Below are 19,466 nucleotides of genomic sequence, written 5' to 3'. Positions count from 1 at the left end.
ATGGCCGATCAGCAACAAGTTATAGATGAACTCATTGACTACATTGACAAAGCAGTACTCAAGCACAGTGTCTCTAACCGGCATGTGGCAGAAGTGCTATACTGGTTGAATGAAGGATTAAAGAAAGTTTCTACTGATGGTTTAAAAGATATCTTTATCAGTAAAAAGCAGATAGACGAAACCAATTTTTTACTTCGTCTTCTGGGAGGTGTCGAATTTAGCAGCGGGGATGATCCCTACAGAATCACGCAAAAAGGCGAAGCTTTCCTAAAAAAGTTAACTTTAAATGGTGGTCTGATAGAATATGACCCGACCGAAAGAGTTTGGAAACTGAACGGTAATATGCTGATCTCAGGTAACATTACTTTCGGTTGGGACAATGGCACATACACCGCACCAACTCTTCTCGATCTGCTCCCTTACGACCCGACTACCCTGTCAAAAGAGGGCGGCCGACTGTCTGTGATCAATGCCGGTTCTGACTTCGATGAATTGGCCATGTGGGGTGTCCTCGGTACAGAAGGTGTTCAGCAGATCGACAAGTCACATTTGTCCGGTGCTCTTACCGGCTATGCGACAGAGAAATTTGTCACAGATAAAGGCTATATCACTTCCTCCGCTCTTACCGGCTACGCTACGGAGACCTTCGTCAGAGAGAACTTTGTAACCCTTGCCGGTGCCCAGAAGATTACCGGTGAAAAAGATTTCACCGGCGGACTGAAAGTGAACGGTGGCCTGCTCGATTACGATCCGACCGAAAGAGTTTGGAAACTGAACGGTAATATGCTGATCTCAGGCAGCATCACTTTCGGCTGGGACAATGGAACATACACAGCTCCGACCCTTCTTGATCTGCTGCCTTATGATCCGGCTACCCTGTCAAAAGAGGGCGGCCGGCTGTCAGTAATCGGCAGTGCCGGTTCAAGCTTCGACGAATCCGCCATGTGGACCGCGCTCTTGAAAAGTGGTTCTCAACAGATCGACAAGTCACATCTGGGTACAGCTCTTGCCGGATATGCAACAGAGAACTTTGTAAATACGAACCTTAATGCCTTGAAAGGAGCCGGTCTCCCAACTACGGAAGGATATCGCAATGTTACAGAGATAGCCAATACCCTGCTTACCTTTCTCACCGGATCAGATACCGACTCGACAATCAACAAATGGAAGGAACTTGAAGCGTTCCTGGCCGGATTCTCCGAAACGGATACCCTTGCTACTGCTCTATCTGTCAAAGCGGATAAAACCCGTAGCATCATTGCCGGAATCGGTCTTTCCGGGGGTGGTGATTTGTCTGCGGATCGTACCTTGTCCCTTTCTCCTTCCGGAATAAAGGCCGGTACATACACCAAGCTCACCGTTGACGCTTATGGTCGTGCAACGTCCGCATCAGGGTTGATAGCCTCTGATATCCCCACTTTAGAGATTAGCAAAATCAATGGTTTACAGGATCGTTTGAATACCTTCGTCACCCTTGCCGGTGCTCAGGAGATTACCGGTGAAAAGAATTTCACCGGCGGACTGAAAGTAAACGGTGGCCTGCTCGATTACGATCCGACACATAAAGTCTGGAAACTGGATGGTAACCTGTTAATCACAGGTGGCACAACCTGGAATGCGGTGGGCGATTATACTGCTCCGACCCTTCTCGACCTGCTACCTTACGACCCGGCCACTCTGTCGAAAGAAGGTGGCAAACTTTCCGTTATCGGTGGCGGTGGAAGTAGCGGTGGTGGAAACATTATGTTGAACGGCACACTCTATGAAGCGGCTAACGGAGTCATTACATTGCCGGACCTGAAATCGGCTGAACCTACGTACTTCATGTTATCAGATAATTATGTAGGAGTTAGAACAACAGGAAGAACCGCTACCCAATACTATGAATTTTGGGATAATAATATAGGATGGGCGGATATTAGAGCTAAAAGTTTTATACCGTATGGCGGTACTTCTTCTGTATTCTTAAAAGGAGATGGTAGCCTTGACAGTACCAGGTATGCAAGAATGCATGGTGATGGCTCTGTAGACAGTAGAGTATGGTTGGCTGATAATATGTATATTACGGATAGAAGAAATGAAGTGGTATTGCCAAATACACTTGAATCTCAAAAGGCTACTGCATATTTTTCGATGCAAGGAACACCTACCGGTGATTGGTGGAGTATATTACATATGAGAGGATGGGACGGAAATTATACTGCCTGGCAACTTGCCGGTCCCTCTTCTACTGCCAACCAAGATTCACACCTTCATTATAGAGCCGGAATCGGAAGCAGCTGGCAAGTAGATTGGAAGCCTCTTGCATTTGTAGAAGATATTAACAGACTCGGAACTCCATATTTTGTTAATCAAGATATTTACCAGGATTATGGATATTGGGTAGTATTATTATGCAAATTATCACCCTCCACTACTGAAGCGTCTTGTAGTGGTGAAATGTTTTATAAAAGAAATAATGGCATTTATGCTAATGGTTCTGTAAGATTCAGTATACAGAAAGTTTACAATAGTACTAATGTTTACTTTGGTACGGAGTATCTTGGTTACAGTGTTTATGAAGCTGCACCAAGACCATGTACATTTACTTATAATGGTGTTAAATATGCTGGATTAAAATGGGCCTCTGCTGCAAGTCTGAATACTATTAAAACTGTTATTTATGAACAACATGGTAATAGTGAACCAATATATATCAGATATTTTAATACCCAGAATGGAACAGTTTACAATGCTGAAATTAATAATTCTATCGTAGAGAATGGCAGTGATATTATCAAGTTAGGAATAGGTAGTCATGGTACTTTTGAATCAAGTCAATCTCTTGGACTTAAAATTAAACCGAGAGATGGTAATTGGGCATATCTTGAATTTATTTCATCTAATACAACCTGGCATGTAGGCTCCTCCGGAGGAGCATCCGGACTCGCTGGTATTACAGGTAATTGGGAAATTAGATGTGGGGGAAGCAATAATGAAGGTTTCTTTGTAAGAGCAAATGGTACTTCACAAGGTAAAGTAGGAGTAGTTAATAGGAATGGGCAAGAATCCTCTATTGGATATTATACCTCCAACACAGGTGTTGGTGCCGGTAATGCCGTCTGGACAGTAGGTGCCGGAATAAGGAATCCCTATTCTTTTGACTGGTGGTATGCAGGCAATACTTACAAAATGACCCTTGATTCGGATGGCAAATTATTCGTTAACAGAAAGTTTGGTGACGCTCCTTCGTATAGTCTTTGTATTGGAGATCATGACACGGGATTTAATGAATCTGCTGATGGTACTATTGAGTTTATGTCTAATGCAAAGCAAGTAGGATATTTTGGTAATACTTCCGGCAGAATGATATCCTCTTACTTTAGAGAACCTACCGGCCATACCTATTCTACTACTTCGATGATGGTCAATGGCAATGGTTCCACAATCGGACCGGGAATTGGTTTTCACCAGCCAGGAATCACGGCAGCTGTATTATATCTTAATAATGCCGCCGAATTTAATTTCAGAAACATCAATAACAACGGGTATTGTAATGTATATGCAGGCAACCTTATTGCTGATGCGGGTTTCCTTTATTCCAGGTATAATGGCATTGAAATCAAAATAGGCTCTGAAAATGATTCATATGTACATTTCATTACTAAACCTGCGAGAAGTTTATATTTTGCTAATAGCTTGTTTGTGAATGGAAGTGTATTACCTTATAGTAGTTCTACCTATAGCTTGGGAGATGCCGGGCACTTATGGAACTATGTGTATGGTAACCATTTTATGGGTAATTCCGCATCTGCCACATTTATACTTCCGAACTATGTCGGCGGACAACAGGCGAATCCTCAAACCTATTTCAATAATAGTATGGGGGTCAAAGTAGCTATGACAGGCGTTAATCCTGATTCATATTGGGGCGATACTTTATGGATTAATGGATATGGGGGTACTGATGTCCCGGATATGTGTGCTTTGCATTTCTCAAGGGGCGGTGCTCCTCTTATTTATATAAGCAGTCAAAAATATCACGCTACGAGTTATGGCACAATGTACCATATATGGACCGGCTATAATTCAAACCATTCTTCTGCCGCCTGGACTTGCAGTACCTTAAATGCAAACGGAAGAATTAGCACTACCTCTGATATATATTCTGCCGGTTGGGTCAGGGCCGGCGGAAGTAACGGATTCTATTGTGAATCCTATGGCGGTGGTATCCACATGACAGATTCGACCTGGGTACGTGTCTATAACGGTAAGCAGTTCTATGTCAGCAGTACCTCTTCCGATGCCATCCATACCGCCGGAGGTATTAACGCAAGTGGCAGGATTTATGCCGGTGGTCACCTGAGTACTAATGGCGGTCTTGCTGTAAGTGGTATCTATGGCGGCTCAGGCGCATCAGGTTTTAATGTGTATGCTGTATTCCAGGGCAGGTCAGACCATGGAGGAATAGAAGTGAGGGCTTCTGACAATACCTTTGGTATCGGTGTACACTCCAATGATCACATGTACTGGTGGTGGGGAACATCAACCTCAACCAATTCCAGTTCCGGAAAATCCTATATCATGGACTATGGCGGCGGTAACTGGAGTTTCACCGGTAACCACTACGTCTCCGGCTATTCAACCTGGGGTTCCGACTCACGTTATAAAACCTATCTGGGTGAAGTAACCCTGCAATTGGATCAGATCGCAGACTCACCCACTATCTACTACCGCTGGAACAGCAAGAAGAGAGATCGTGACGGACTTCTCCATGTGGGTGGTTATGCTCAGTACACCGAGCAGATCCTTCCGGAACTGACCCATGAGACAAGCGATTTTAAAACGATGGACTATGCTGTATGCGCATATGTGTATGCAGTGCATGCAGCCCGGTTCCTCCGGAATCATCTCCTTTCAGACTATGAATGGAAGTCGGACACGGAGTTGAGAATGGATGCTTTGGAAAAGGAAAATATCAAATTGAGAAACAGAATTGAACAATTAGAAAGGAGGGCTGCTTAATGGCGGTATATAATCGAATCCCTGAGCGGTTTACTAACCTGGATATCCGCGATACCCTGAACGCTTATGGTGGAAGTGTGGGCGATAACTCGCTTAACTATTTCTCAGCTGCTGCACGCATTAACATGTGGAGCAAACGTAAACCGGTGAAAAGAAATATCATGTTTAATACGGAGGACCCGAACTGGTTCCGTGCCGATTCCGGAAACTACGGTATCAATGTCCCCTGTGCAGCGGATATTGCGCTACTGACCGGAACTTACACCTATGATATACCTGTTCAGGGATCGTACAACCTGCGTGTCGGTGATTTTGCCGGATACAATCCGGAAGCTACCGTACCATTCACTACCATGCTTCCCTCCGGACTTATCCTTGCCTCCGGCAGTGCCACTGTTGTGAAGTTGATGCTGAAATCACTTGATTCAACATACAATGTTGTCCCGGCCGATATATTCCCATCTAATTCATATTTGGGATGTGCTGTCACATACGGAGCCCGGACGCTTATTAAAACGCTTTCGGTTACAATCTTCAATGGAGGGGTAACTCTGAATATATCCGATTGCGAGCTCTTGAAATCAGATAAGACGGGAGTCAGGATAAAGGTATTCATCTGTACATCGCAGGTTCCATCCTGGCAGGGTGAAACGACACAATCCTATTACAGCTTGAACGCAGAGGACGGCTTTGATGAATCGACCATTGATATCGTCACCCCGCATGCCGATGTTTACTCGTTCGGCATCCTTGGACTCAGCATTATCGAAGCGAGAAAGATATCTTTAATCGGTACGGCGATTATCAACTCCGGAAGTCTCTTTCAAGAGGGCCGCTTAATAAGCAGACTGGACAATAATTACTATTTAAAGTCGGTAAAAGTCGTTGCGACCCGTGCAAGTGACGGTGTTACTGTTGCCGAGAAAGCACAAAGCATAACATCTTCCACTACACCGACACGCTTAGGAAACGACTGGATGGCAGGTGAGTCCGTCAACTTCAGAACACCGGTCTCTATGCCGGATGTTCCGGCCCTTCCTGCTAATGATTATTATCATTTTACATGCTATTTTAGATTTGAATGATATGGAAAGAGTAAAACTATTTATTGAAGGTAACCTTATTGTAAAATATGGTTACAAAATGGGGGGGGGGATAAAATCTCCTTACAACAAAAGAAAGAGGATTTTGAGTATGAAAAACTAATTGAAGGTGATTATGTCTATAACGGTGAAACTGGCGATATCGCTTTGTCTGGCAGTGTTACTTTCCTTCGGAAAGGAGGTGAGGATGGCTGTTTATAATGTTATTCCTGACCGTTTCACGAATCTTGATGTTCGTGATACCCTGAACGCAAACGGTGGTAGCGTCGGGGATAACTCAAGCGATTATTTTGGGGTTCGGGCGAATGTGAACATCTTCTCTTTGAAGAAGCCCGTTAAATTCAACAAACAGTTTGTAACGGATGCCGATGCCTGGTGGAAAGCTGATAATGGGAATTTCGGTATCATCCTTCCTCCGACCGGCTCTCTTCCGGCTGTGGGTTCCCCCATGTCTCCTTGGTCATGGGATTTTCCCGGCGGTAGCGGCAGTCCGTTGAGAATTTCAGATTATGCAGGCTATAATCCTAAAGCCCCACACCTGTTTTCGATGCATCCGGACCCCGGCCTGTATCCCAATTCGCAATTCAGATGCTCCATCCTGCTAAGGCAGAATGCTGAGATATCCATTAATAATATAGCTGATATCAGCAGGGCTTATATGGGTGTGGTGGTAAGGCACCAGGCAAACGGAGAACTTCGATTCCGTACACTGAACAGGTCCGTTATGGAGATGCAGCAACAAGAATATGCAGTGGTACTGGATGTTCCGAATTGGCCGGACGGTAAAGTGGATGTTTATATGGTTGCTTCCTACGCTGAAGCTTCAGAGCAGTCTTACAGTAGTATAAATGTGACTCTGTTTTCAATGAATCAGGGTCCTTTAGAGACAGCTTACATGGTCAAGACCCTTGCCAAGCCTGTACCGAACAGCTTTAAATTTGATTATAAGGTCGTTAATGACTTTGCGAATGAATATCATTTGGAATGTACATTCACGTCTATTAAAGGAGCATGGGAGAAAGCCCGATTCTCAGTATTCCTTGAGTCTGATCCGATTGGTGCTTTCCTCGGTGGTATGGGTGAGTCTTTATCTCCTGCCCCGATTGGAGAAATGCTGTCACAGGGAGAGTCGTATACATTCAACTCTCAATCATTTACTCGTGTACAGACTTCTCAAAATAACTATGTAAACTATACAGCGAGATACTTAGGAGACAATTATCAATCCGGCTCTATTTTCTTTAGAGCCAAATAAATTAGAATAATGGAAAATCAAGAAACAAAAATCAGTAATGTAACCACTTCAATGAAAGTGGAGAAAGAGATCAACGGATTTAAAGTATCCGGAACGGTCGAAGTCTATAACGACAGTAAACGGATCAAGCGCATTGACGCTTCCGTACAAAAAACAGATTCGAACGCCATGGCACCTTTCAAGTATTCCTTTACGGTTACCCGTGGACTGAACGATATGGTCAATCCATCTGAGGAGAATGAACCGGAACGGGACCGGGCTCTGACAGCCGGCATCGAATTTGAGAAAGCTGTCGAACAGGCCGTATCCGGTATGATATTTAACACTATCGTAGAATAACATTAAAACAGAATCAATGGAAAATCAAGAAACAAAAACAGAAAAGAAAATCGTGAAAGTGAAACTCAGTGATGCAATTAAGAAGGCATCTATCCTGAAAGCCGTTCTTCTTGCTTATAAAGATAAGGAACTGCCGGCAGAGCTCAAATCTAAAGTGATGATGACCCGTATTTATTACGGCAAATTTCGTAAACAGTTTGAAGAGGATGTAAAGGAAGCCCGTGAAGGGCTGAAGCCGGAAGGTTATGATAAACAACTTCAGGAAATCGACGAACTGGAAAACAAGGCCCGTGGGGATAAGGACATTCGTAACCTCACTCCTGAAATGCTAAAATCTGCCCTCACTGAAGAGGAATACGACAAGCATGAAGCTTTCATGCCAATTTTCAACAAGTATATGGAAGAGGTCACTAACTTCAAATCTGAGAAGTTGGATGAAGAGGTGGAGATGGAAGAAAAGAAATTTACTCAGAAAGAGTTCGATGAAATTCTGAATGTCAATACCGCTGAAAGCTATAATCTTGATCTGTGTATGCCCTATAACGGTAAGAATATGATCATTCCCGGATCAATGAAAAGCGCCGATTTTATGGAGGTACTGTATGAAGAGTTCATTGACTAAAAAATAAAACTGCACGGTTCTCACGAATCGTACAGTTTATAAGATGGTACTTCAATTGATATTTGGTTGACAAAGGCGCTGTAAATATATGATTAACATTTAGAAAAAACAAGAAAATGAGTAGAGGATTACGAAACAACAATCCCGGTAATATTAGACATGACCGGGATAAATGGCAAGGTGAGATTGTACCCAGCCAAGACGAAAGTTTTAAGCAATTTATTTCGATGGCATACGGCTATCGTGCTTTGATCAAGATACTGCAAAACTACCGGAAACTGCATAACCGACAGACTATTGCTGAGTTTATAAACAGATATGCACCACCCTGTGAAAACAATACATCAGGATATATTACCCGTGTATGCAGTGAAATGCAGGTACCATCTACTTATATTCCAGACATCGACGACAAAGCTACAATGTGTGCCTTTGCCTCGGCCATCAGCCAAGTAGAAAACGGAGTTCCCGCAGTCATGGCAGATATTGAAGCCGGATGGGATTTGTTAATGAAGTAAAAATAGTGCGGGCGTTGTACTGAGTTGTACAAATATTGTGCGCCCGCATCTTTTTATTTATCAGAAGGATAACTCTTAACCGCACAAAAGTACAATTAAATAGCGAAGCTGTTGAAGCATTGCATTCCTTCCTGCTTGCTTTCATCAAGTACATGTGCATAGATCATTGTTTCTTTCAAATTACTATGTCCTAATAACTTTTGCAATGTCGCTACATCCTTTGTTTTTTTCAGAAATATAGTAGCGAAAGTATGCCTACCTGTTTTGGCTGACACTTTTTTCTTTATCTCTAATATGGATGCGATCTCTTTAATTTGCCTATTAACAACCTGATCACATTGCAATGAAGTAAAGAGGTGTCCTTCTTTTCTTTTTCCTTGGAGTTCCTCTATGATCTTGAACGCCGGAATTGAAAGTGGTATTTTTATTGCTTCCGGTTTGCAATTTCTATTTTTAATCCGATAATAAGTAAGTATTCCATTATTAATTTGTTCAAGACAGACATGTCGAGCATCAGAAATATGCAAACTGGTGAAACACATAAATAAAAAGAAACCTAATGTTCGTTCTAAACGTTCAGGTAATCTTCTATCATAGTATAAACTAATGAACTTTATCAATTCCTCTTCGGTGAGATAGTCAATATTACTTTTTATTCTCTTTACACCAAAATCCTTAAAAGGATCATTTTCCATATACCCCTTTTTTATAGCCGCAGATACATATATTTTTATGGTTGATAAATTACGTTGGGCCGTTGAATCTGCGTTGCATAGAGTTTTTTTCATATAAATTAGATAGTCTCTGAGGAAATCTTCTGTTAGTTCATGAAACTGTAAGCCTTCACAATACTCTTTAAACTTTCTCATACAACTTTTGTGATGTCGAAATGTTCCTATTTCTAATCTCCTACTGTAAGTCTTCATATAAGATGCTACAAAGTCATGAAAGGATTTAAAATCTGAAGGGTTGTTATATTCCCTCATGAAAGCTTCTTTATTCAGTGTGAGATTTTTGAGCCTATGCTTAACGAGAATATCATTAACTTTTGCTTTCAACCGTTCTATGATGAGATTAATATCTTTTGCTTCCTTATTAGTACCTCTGAGCATTCCTGTTTTAGAATCAAATTTAGTTGTAGGCACAGATAACTTACAAGGTATAACAACTTTTTCCTTTCCTAAATAAAAGGATATATATAGGGGAGCATTACCCTCTTTATTGATTCTCTGTATATTTTGGACTATTCTTATGATCATTTTTGTTTTCTAAATTCTTTCTACCATACCTTAATTAGGGCATGTTTTCTATTTGTTTTCTACCTTTTTGAAGAAATTTGCACGATTTTGACCTGAAATGATGTGGTACTAAGTGTTTGATAACCAGCAAAATGACGAAAGGCAAGCAGTCTTTTTATAGACTACTTGCCTTTACGTTGTGATTCCGAAGCGATTCGAACGCTTGACCCACGCCTTAGAAGGGCGTTGCTCTATCCAGCTGAGCTACGGAACCATCCTTCATTGCGAGTGCAAAGGTAGTGCTTTTTCTGAAATCTCCAAAAAAATCTGTGTCTTTTTTTACTTACATTTTCACATATATATTCTATAATCCTAAAGGTAAGCCAGTTAAGTACCAAATAAAAAGTAACATTGTCCAGCCTATCAGTATATATACCGAATATCGCCAAGTGTATTTTAAGAGTGAACCATAAGTGGCTTGCTTATCATACTGTTGCATGTAGGTCAACACTAAAGGCATATAGAACATGAATGGAGTGATAGCATTAGTTGCGCTGTCACCTATCCGGAAAGCACATTGTGTCATATCCGGTTCAATCCCCATTCGTGCAAATACCGGTACGAAGATAAATGCCATAAATGCCCACTTAGCAGTAGCAGAAACCATAATCAGATTAATGGTTGCGGTGAACAATATAAATAAAATCAAAGTCCATAAAGGATCTGCCTGCACAGAAGACAGTAAATTGGCACCTATGATAGCCACACATTTATCTAAATGTGAATATTCCAAGCAAGCAAACATCTGGGCTGCAAAAAAGGCAATAACGAGATAGCCACCTAATAATTTCATGGGTTGTGCCAATCCTTCTATCACATCGTTATCCGAACGGTAGCGTCCGGAACTAAACCCATAGACCATTCCCATAATAGCAGCTCCCAGAGACAATAAGAACAAAATCCCCATAATGAATGGTGAACGTATCAGCCCTCCATTTACTCCACGCAAGATACCCCAGGAAGAAAAAGTGGCCCATAAAATGATTGCAGCATAAAGCATTCCCATAACGATTGCCATTGTCATGGCCCGGCGTTCTTTGCGTGACAATTGTTTATAGCCTTCAAATATCTGTTTCCCCTCATATTGTCCCAGAGAAGGAATCAGTCGTTTGCAGGTTATCCTGTAAATTATGGCTCCGATGACGAATGTAGAGACAGACATAAAATAATAATTGCACAATGGTCCCGTATTTCCCTGATATACTCCGGAATCAATGGCTGCTTCCTGTGTCGTACGGGCAATTAATGGGTCCATGGTGCTCAGCACTACATTGGCACTGTAGCCACAGGAAACCGAAACATATGCGGTAATAATTCCCGCTACCGGATTTAATCCTACCGAATAAAACAAAGTGGCTGCTATCGGAAGCAATATTATATAACCTGCATCTCCTACTATATTCGATAGCAATCCAAGAATAATCACCCACAGGATGATCCTCTTGGTATTTTTTCGATTTTTCACCCCTTGCCGGACACAAGCATCAATAAAACCGGAATGTTGAGCTACCCCGATACCAAACATTGCTATTAGCACCATTCCCAATGGTGCAAATCCTGTGAAATTAGTAATTGCATTTCGCAACATCCAGCGAATACCCTCCGGACTCAGCAGACTTTGTACACGAATCTCTGCTCCTGTCTGTGGTAGTTGCACCCTTAATCCATAAATATCGAATATCCAGGATAGAAAGATGACTGCCAGCGTAAACAGGAAGAACATCGTTGCCGGATGTGGCATACGCCATTTACTCTTCATCTGCTTCCAGATTGTCCAAATCAATTATACGAAGTTCTAATGCACGGACCACCAGTCTGGTTGCATTTACTCCTACCCGTTCACCCTGTGGAAACAACCTTCCGATCAGATCATTCTGCCGCTTCTCTAACGATTTCACTCCGAAAGGCATACCCTTTAGGTTAGCTATCATTTCTTTGGTATACCCCAACGCCAGATGGCGGAGGAAACGTTCATCATATTCATCAATATCATAACTGATGACAGCCTCTTGACGCTTAGCGTCGTTAGCCACCGATTTTTTAAACCGCTCCACTATTTTCTCCAGAATCGGATAATTGAATACCAACTTCTTCCCATCCATTACGGCCTGTACATCCGTCTTGGTAAGTAATTCACCTGTTTTCAAGATAATTCCGTCTGCTCCGGCGTTCAGCACATCTACCCATAGCTTCTCATTTAAAATTTCTCCGGTGAATATCAAGACTCTCACTCCCGGATAACGTTTAAAGATATTCCGGCATATATCGACACCGATTGTTGTAGAGCCTCCCAATCCCAAATCCAGTAACACCATATCAGGTAATTGTGTTTCCATCAAAGGCCAGAATTCATTTTCAGTCATTGCCGTACCTATTACCTCAGCATTGGGTATTTCATGGCGAAATATTTCTTCTGTTCCTTTCAGTTCCAGTTTTACATCTTCTACAATAATTACTTTAAATTTCTTATCTTCCATACTATTTTATCTATGTATATTTAGTTTTTTATCTTTTGGGTACTGTAAAATAGACCGTGAATCCTCCTCCCTGTGCCGGCTCTGCATTAATGCGACAACCACGCCTTCCGGCAAATTCATCATGGTCACGAATAATTTGTTTGCAGATCAGATATTCAGTTCCTCGTAGTTCACCTTTCTCTCCTGAAGTCATACGTGCCAGATTCGGATAAAATAATTGATTCAGTTCCTCTACTTGCTTTTCACGCCTTTTGTCTGTGAACAAAAAACGAACATATTCTCCATCCATAATGGCTTTTAAAACCAATTCTCCATCCTGATGGAAAGAAAGGGCTTCATCAATGAGGTTCTCTATAAGAAAACGCAACTGATTGATATCTCCAATGACTTTGGCTTCAAGGGGCTCTATAGTCAATGTTATCTTATAGTCAACCCCTCTACTTATTCTTTTGAAGTATTTGCCGGCATATGCCATTATATCCGTAACCGGTATTGTAGCCCTTCGGAACGTTACTTCTTCCAGTTGTCGGGAAGCACAAGAACTCAATATCCTGAAGATTCCTTTATAATATTCTATCAATTCACTGATAGTCTCCACACACTCCTTTTCCTCTTCTCCTGATAGGGAGTGGGTATTCAGCCTGCCGATGATCTGTTTGATTTTGTTTGGATAATAAATTGTTTCATGCTTAATGGTCGAGAGACAGTTGTCCAACACCATATTCTGTACATGCAACATACTGTCTTCCCACGAAGCTCTCCTGGTCTCCTCGTGTGCCGCTTCGATGTCACGGTATTTTGTGGCAAGTCTGACAACCGCATTGAACACCACAATGCCTACATATCTGGAGATTAACTGAAACAACAAACGATCCGCTTCTTGCATACTATCCTCCTGTCTTTCCAGATATAATACACCGACACACTGATGTTTCCCTCCTGCATCAACCAGCAAAGGTAATGCTTGCATATCTCCGTCCGAAAGATAAGTCTGATTATCAAAACACTGCTGTATGATTTCCGGAGGTGTATCCATACGGGGAGTGGAAGCAAATTCAAGCCGATGTCCCATTTCATTATAAACAGCAATCCCCAAACATTCTATAGTCAACAGCTCATTCATCGAGTCGAATGATTCGTTTACGATTCGTTGCGGTATCTCTTTCAATGTATCTTCTTCGCGTTGTAAAGCTTCCGCCGACTCCTGTGTGCGCACTAATGAAGAAGCGAATACCTTTTTATTGATTTCCAAGACCTGTTCCAGATTTAATCGGTTCAAGAGCCTTTTACGAACATACAAAAGATAGTAGCCACAGAGAGATGCCACCAATAAGAGGATACATAAGATAATTCCTACCGTTTTATTGGTTGTTGAGCGTTCCAATTGCCGGCAATAGCCTTCTAATGACTGATCTTCCCCTGTCAATTTATACAATGCCGTATAGGCAACATTATTATAAGTATAAGCATCCAACTTTTTAAGTCCCAAAAAAGCGACAGATGCTTCATTACGTACATCAAGTATCACATGAAAATCCGTATTATAAGGTTCTACCCACCATTCCAGTTCGGCCGGAATCCCACTTCCCACCAATTTCATAAATCGTTGGGGATGACGGGCATATTTTTTATAATGTGCATTGAGCCGGTTTAATGCTGAATCGGCATACTGCAACGCAAGTTCAAAGTTTTCTATAACATTGCAATAATAAACTGTATCAGCAAATCTGGATGCTTCGTCCAACAGACGTTCATATTCAGCTTCAGCTGCTAAGGTTACGGAATCTACCGGAATATCTTTCAGTTTTTCAGGCATCGGTTCGCCTTGACAGGAGAAGAAGCCGAACAATCCGACCAGACATAAACAAATCCCGATTATTTTACGGACTCCGGGAGGTAGTCGGAAGTAAAAACGGCTGCCTTTGCCCGGTGTACTTTCTATGTTAAATGTACATATTCGGAACAGATCATTGGTCTTTTTATATTTTTCAATGATTCCCTTGCAGTTCATCAATCCGAAGCCACTGCCCTTACTCCGCTTCAATTCTTCTTTATCCGGATTGTCTTTCATCCCTATCGATTGGGAATCATAAACCTTCTCACCGATAATCTTCGTTATATCTTCAGTCGAAAGTCCGCGTCCGTTATCCTCTACGGAAATCTCAACATATTCATCAGTCCTCTTAGCATATATCTTCACTATACCCCCTTCCGGAGTATATTTTCGGGCATTCTCGGCTAATGTATTAATCATAAACAAAGTCAACGCTTTATCAGCCTTCACCAATGCCTTTGTAGGTTCTATTTCAAGCCTTTGTTTCTTCATTTCAAAGGCTTTACGTCCTTTACTTATCAATTCAAAGAGTTCGTTCAATTCAAAATTCTCTATATTCAGACTAAGCGAACCTTGTTTCATCTTAATCCACAAAGCCAATATATCATTATATTCATTGATTGTAGTTACCAACTCGTCGATGTATTGATACTTTTCTTTCTTTATCCGATCGTTGTTTATAAAGCCCTTTTCCGTCAATTTATGAACTTCATTGATAATTCGGTCTATATACGGATTGATTCCATCCACAATGGCCAGACATGATTTTTTTATCAGGTTCTGCCGTTTGTTCCCGGCAATATGCTGTTCGTAGACGTACCTTTGTTTTTCCAACTTATTCCGTTCATCCCCCAATGAAATAAATGTCATTCCATTGTCCAATGCCCAGGCAATATAGGGAGTGATAACTTTCACCAATGCCTGCTCATCCTTATTCAGGCGATGACGGGTAAATAGTTTCAGAATCCCGATCGATTCCGTTTTATCAGGTACATACAGATTAAATACTGACCCGATACCAACCTCTCCGATCGACTTGGGTTCATCTGTCTGTTCACTCTCACATTCTTCATTAAATTCGATATCTCCCGTTTCTTCATTTCTTATCCCGATACGGATTTCTGTAGCACCGAACAATTGCTCCATATCCGGTTGAATAGATTCCGAGATAGCGTATACGATTTCACTTTCATCTGTTACATCCACCGGTATGGAAGCTGTGATTTTCTGGCAAACATCCAAAGTCTGCCGTAGACGTGCAATATGTATCCGGTTCCGTACTTTTGATCTCTTATTGAATAGCCAAAACATGGCAGTCACCAGTATAAGTCCTATAATCACGAAAAACAATACCACGTTCAATTGTCTGGACTCTTGTTCTAATGAAAGATAGCGGCTTTCCAATTCTTTATCCTGACGGGTATACCGCAAAATATCCAAATAAACATTTCTGTTATAATCCGACGCCGGTTTCATTCCCAGGCAAGCATACGATACACTCAACTGTTCGCGTATTCTGGAAATCCATTCCGGCACGGTTTTCACCTTTTCTTTTCCAAGCCAGGTTACTTCTGTATATGCCACATCTTTATTAGGAACAAACACCTGTAACTTGTCGAGCGTATCCGCCACAGAATGATAGTATGACATATGATGTTGGTTCACACAGTCCAAAGCTTTTGCCAATGTATCCAATGCTTCTGTATACCGTCCGTGGGCATTCAAATATTTACCGATCGACACATACGCACCCGCTATCTGATAAAGATCGTTATATTTGCGAAAACGTTCCAGTGCCATCTGCCCCAAACGCAACGGTAACAATGAATCCACTGGTATGCCGAACCTTGTCAGAGCGTGTGAACGCCTGTTCAGAAATAGTTCATAACTCTCCTGAGATGCCATTAAATTGGTGAGTCCTTGCAAACCATTTCCTTCAAAATACAAATATCCTTGCTCCGACGCCATTTTCCAGGTTGTATATAACTCATCGAATTCTTCAAGTTTTCGTTCATCCGGTGTTTTACCCTCACACAGTCCGGCCGAACCTTTTATATAATGGAAATAAAGAATTTGATTTGTATCAGTCGCCAAGTCTTCATTTAATTGTATTTCATTCAGCGAAGCCATAGCCTCGGTACGTTGTTGCAGATAATAGTAATAAACTGCCGAAACGATAAAAAACTCTGTAAAGGCATAATCCAATCGGGCACTCTCGTGACGGTCGACAAACAGATTATTTTCTTCATCAATCCGCTTCATCCTCCTGATTGCACTGTTCCGGTAGTCATAAAACTCCTTGTTCATGGCCGTCCGCTGATAAATTTTCATCAATCCGATGTCGGCAATCAAAAGTTCCAATTCATTTTTCGTCAGGTCATATACCCCTTTATGCAGGCGTTCAGCTGTATCAAAATCCATCCGCATAAAAGCGCAAAAAGCAAGATTATTGGATGCTTCCGCTTTCCCCTGACTGTACATGCTAACTTCTTTGTACGCTTGCGATGCAGCCTTGCAGGAAGAATCCAGATCTCTATACCGGTACATATAAGCCCGTGAATTTAGCGAATCAATGTGCTGTACCTCCTTAGTCGGAGCTGTATCGACACAAGAGAAAAATGTCGTCAACAACAACATACAGAAGAGTGGTATAAGCAAACGCGGATTCATTTCTTTCAGATACAATTAGTGTTTAGGTAGCAAAACTACAATTTTTTCTACAATAAGTCTTTTAAAATGCCTAGATAATTCATACCTTTGCGCGCAAATTATAACCAATAGGTAACAACTATTACACACAATGAGCGAAAAAGCACCCTTTATGGTATTCTCGGGAACTAATTCGAGATACCTGGCAGAAAAAATCTGCGCAAGCCTCAATTGTCCTCTGGGAAACATGAACATCACCCACTTTGCTGATGGTGAGTTTGCCGTTTCTTATGAAGAGTCAATTCGTGGCGCACATGTATTCCTGGTTCAGTCCACTTTCCCTAATTCCGACAATCTGATGGAACTCCTTCTGATGATTGATGCAGCTAAGAGAGCTTCTGCAAAGAGCGTTGTTGCAGTTATCCCTTACTTCGGATGGGCACGTCAGGACAGAAAAGATAAACCACGTGTTTCTATCGGCGCCAAGCTGGTAGCAGACCTGCTTTCAGTAGCAGGCATCGACCGTCTGATCACAATGGATTTGCACGCAGACCAGATTCAGGGCTTCTTCAATATTCCGGTGGATCACTTATATGCTTCGGCTGTGTTCCTCCCCTATATTCAGTCATTGAAGCTGGATGAACTCGTGATTGCAACTCCTGACGTTGGTGGTTCAAAGAGAGCAAGTACATTCTCCAAATATCTGGGTGTACCTCTGGTACTTTGTAACAAATCACGTGAAAAAGCAAATGAAGTCGCTTCTATGCAGATCATTGGTGATGTAAAAGGCAAGAATGTAGTATTGATAGACGACATTGTCGATACAGCCGGAACCATTACCAAAGCTGCCAACATCATGCTTGAAGCCGGCGCCAACTCTGTACGTGCCATTGCCAGTCACTGTGTAATGTCCGATCCGGCTTCATTCCGTGTTCAGGAATCAGGACTGACCGAGATGGTATTTACCGACAGTATTCCTTACTCTAAGAAATGTGCCAAAGTAAAACAGTTGAGCATTGCCGATATGTTTGCCGAAACAATCAAACGTGTGATGAACAATGAATCCATCAGCTCACAATACATTATCTAAAAGATAGAAGAATCAAAGACAATAAAAAAAACGTAGAACTGAAAAGTTCTACGTTTTTTTATTTATTAATTTCTATTTTAATTATTCCAGTCGTCCGAATTTATAGGTGCCTTTACGAATCACTTTTCCGTTTTTATCTGTTTCTACAAACGGGCCATTCTTTTTACCTTGTTTGAAAAAGCCCTCATAGCGATTCCCGTTTTTATCTTCCTCCACACCATTACCTTCCTGCATTCCATTTACAAAACCACCTTTATATTTGGTTCCGTTCGTCAAAGTAAGAGTGCCTTTGCCGTTTGGCTGGTTATTCTTCCATTCTCCTTCGTACACGTCTCCATTACTCCATTTGTAAATCCCGTGTCCGTTACGTTTATTATCTTTCCATTCACCTTCATATACAGCACCGTTAGCCCAGGTAAATGTACCTTCACCGTCCTGCATACCGTCTTTAAAGTTCCCTACATATTTATCTCCATTGGCATGATAATAGATACCCGGACCGGTTCGTTCTCCTTGTAGATATGAACCTTCATAGCGGTCACCCCCTAAAAAGAAAATACCTTTTCCGTGTTGCAGATCATCTTTCCAGTCTCCTACGTATTTTTCACCGTTGGTATATTCAAAGGTCCCTTTGCCCTCACGAACGTCGTTCTTCCAGTCGCCATCATATTTACACCCATCGTTCCATACCAATACGCCTTTACCATCTTTCTTATCATTTTTCCAGTCACCGACGTATTTGGAACCGTCTCTCCAGGTATAGGTACCTTTACCTTCACGTTTATCGTTCACCCAATCCCCCACATAGATATCTCCATTGTGGTAATACATCGTACCCGGACCATGCTGATAATCTTGAAACCACATACCGTCGTAACGGTTATTATTCATAAAATAGTAGATTCCGTTACCATGCTGCTGGTCTTGATACCATTGTCCTTCATATCGTTCGCCATCCGGAAAGGTGTAAACTCCGAATCCTTCTCTTTTACCTTTCACGTATTCCCCTTCGTAAACGTCGCCATTCTTAAAAACGGTTTTTCCTTTACCATTTGGCTTACGCCCTTTCATTTCTCCGGTATATACGGAACCATCTTTAAACGTGTAATTTCCTATCTTGATTTCTGTTGAGAAGGTGTCCCGCACTTTGCTGAAGAATCCACCTTTATTTTGTGCGACAGCATTCCCTTGCGAAAGAGCCGCTAAAATGAGTGCTGTATAGATGTATCTTGTTGTTTTCATTTGGCAAATATACAATTTATACACTAAAGCTACTT

General features: G+C 41.7%; 12 protein-coding genes and 1 tRNA gene. 7 read left to right on the top strand and 6 right to left on the bottom strand.

What is annotated here, in order from left to right:
• The 6 genes from BF9343_RS23950 to BF9343_RS10770 all read left to right on the top strand — a co-directional run bounded on the left by BF9343_RS23950 (position 1) and on the right by BF9343_RS10770 (position 8,841).
• On the top strand, positions 1-5,004 hold the full coding sequence (locus BF9343_RS23950; RefSeq protein ID WP_010992943.1) for a tail fiber domain-containing protein: 5,004 nt from the start codon (positions 1-3) through the stop codon (positions 5,002-5,004).
• Positions 5,004-6,089 carry a hypothetical protein gene (locus tag BF9343_RS10790; protein WP_010992942.1) on the top strand — a complete coding sequence of 362 codons (1,086 nt, stop codon included), beginning with the start codon at positions 5,004-5,006 and terminating at the stop codon, positions 6,087-6,089. The genes BF9343_RS23950 and BF9343_RS10790 overlap by 1 nt, the downstream gene beginning before the upstream one ends.
• Before the next feature lie 133 nt (positions 6,090-6,222).
• Positions 6,223-7,362, top strand: coding sequence for a hypothetical protein (locus BF9343_RS10785; RefSeq protein WP_224223219.1), 1,140 nt, complete (start codon positions 6,223-6,225; stop codon positions 7,360-7,362).
• Between the two features lie 9 nt (positions 7,363-7,371).
• The gene (locus tag BF9343_RS10780) at positions 7,372-7,701 is read left to right on the top strand and encodes a hypothetical protein (RefSeq protein WP_010992940.1); all 330 of its coding nucleotides are present in this window, start codon (positions 7,372-7,374) and stop codon (positions 7,699-7,701) included.
• Between the two features lie 16 nt (positions 7,702-7,717).
• Complete coding sequence (locus BF9343_RS10775) at positions 7,718-8,323, top strand: hypothetical protein (RefSeq protein ID WP_010992939.1); 606 nt, start codon at positions 7,718-7,720, stop codon at positions 8,321-8,323.
• Positions 8,324-8,439: 116 nt separating this feature from the next.
• On the top strand, positions 8,440-8,841 hold the full coding sequence (locus BF9343_RS10770; protein WP_010992938.1) for a hypothetical protein: 402 nt from the start codon (positions 8,440-8,442) through the stop codon (positions 8,839-8,841).
• A gap of 95 nt (positions 8,842-8,936) precedes the next feature.
• Here the strand turns inward: BF9343_RS10770 and BF9343_RS10765 are convergent, their stop codons facing one another.
• The 5 genes from BF9343_RS10765 to BF9343_RS10745 form a co-directional block, all read right to left on the bottom strand.
• Positions 8,937-10,100 carry a site-specific integrase gene (locus BF9343_RS10765; protein WP_010992937.1) on the bottom strand — a complete coding sequence of 388 codons (1,164 nt, stop codon included), beginning with the start codon at positions 10,098-10,100 and terminating at the stop codon, positions 8,937-8,939.
• Positions 10,101-10,279: 179 nt separating this feature from the next.
• Positions 10,280-10,353, bottom strand: a tRNA-Arg gene (locus tag BF9343_RS10760).
• Between the two features lie 90 nt (positions 10,354-10,443).
• Complete coding sequence (locus tag BF9343_RS10755; RefSeq protein WP_077687758.1) at positions 10,444-11,898, bottom strand: AbgT family transporter; 1,455 nt, start codon at positions 11,896-11,898, stop codon at positions 10,444-10,446.
• Positions 11,888-12,616 (bottom strand): DUF5932 domain-containing protein, encoded by a 729-nt coding sequence (locus BF9343_RS10750; protein ID WP_005787590.1) that lies wholly within the window; start codon positions 12,614-12,616, stop codon positions 11,888-11,890. The genes BF9343_RS10755 and BF9343_RS10750 overlap by 11 nt, the downstream gene beginning before the upstream one ends.
• A 28-nt stretch (positions 12,617-12,644) precedes the next feature.
• Positions 12,645-17,120 carry a DUF5113 domain-containing protein gene (locus BF9343_RS10745; RefSeq protein ID WP_041926325.1) on the bottom strand — a complete coding sequence of 1,492 codons (4,476 nt, stop codon included), beginning with the start codon at positions 17,118-17,120 and terminating at the stop codon, positions 12,645-12,647.
• A gap of 130 nt (positions 17,121-17,250) precedes the next feature.
• On the opposite strand from BF9343_RS10745, the gene BF9343_RS10740 reads away from it, so the two are divergent.
• A complete protein-coding gene (locus tag BF9343_RS10740; RefSeq protein WP_032561331.1) occupies positions 17,251-18,189 on the top strand; it encodes a ribose-phosphate pyrophosphokinase in 939 nt (312 codons plus the stop codon).
• Between the two features lie 81 nt (positions 18,190-18,270).
• Here BF9343_RS10740 and BF9343_RS10735 read toward each other — a convergent pair whose 3' ends face one another.
• Positions 18,271-19,431: an MORN repeat-containing protein gene (locus BF9343_RS10735; RefSeq protein ID WP_005787585.1), complete on the bottom strand. Its 1,161-nt coding sequence runs from the start codon at positions 19,429-19,431 to the stop codon at positions 18,271-18,273.
• Positions 19,432-19,466 lie beyond the last annotated feature (35 nt).

The sequence above is a fragment of the Bacteroides fragilis NCTC 9343 genome, from assembly GCF_000025985.1.
GTDB classification, from domain to species: Bacteria; Bacteroidota; Bacteroidia; order Bacteroidales; family Bacteroidaceae; genus Bacteroides; species Bacteroides fragilis.
This window is presented reverse-complemented; position numbering and strand designations above follow the sequence as displayed.